Raw genomic sequence first — 282 nt, 5'->3', positions numbered from 1 at the left:
CTCATTGTTATTGGGCCGGGCCGGGTGACGGCGCGGCGTGATCAATGGGCTCATGTTGGCACATATGCAAAGCCCGATTCCAACCGGGAACCCGGTGGTCATCTTATACAGGGGCCATTCTTCGCTGCGCCCGATGAATGGAGCCGTTGCGCACCGCCCAGCGCAGTATCGGCGCGCAGCCATTGACGCTGGCGCGAATCATCCTGCGCCGCAAGGGGCCTTGTTCGACATCCAGCAGTTCGCAGGCCCAGAGCGGCAGCAGGTCGAACCCGGCCTGCATCA

1 pseudogene is annotated in these 282 nt (G+C 63.1%); it reads right to left on the bottom strand.

What is annotated here, in order from left to right:
* Window positions 1–103 precede the first annotated feature (103 nt).
* Window positions 104–282 (bottom strand): annotated as a pseudogene (locus NRB16_RS29300) (histidine kinase); the annotation flags it as partial.

It is taken from the genome of Pseudomonas sp. LJDD11, from assembly GCF_024584215.1.
Taxonomy (GTDB): Bacteria; Pseudomonadota; Gammaproteobacteria; order Pseudomonadales; family Pseudomonadaceae; genus Aquipseudomonas.
Note: the sequence above shows the minus strand (reverse complement) of the source record. Positions and strands in the feature narration are given on the sequence as shown.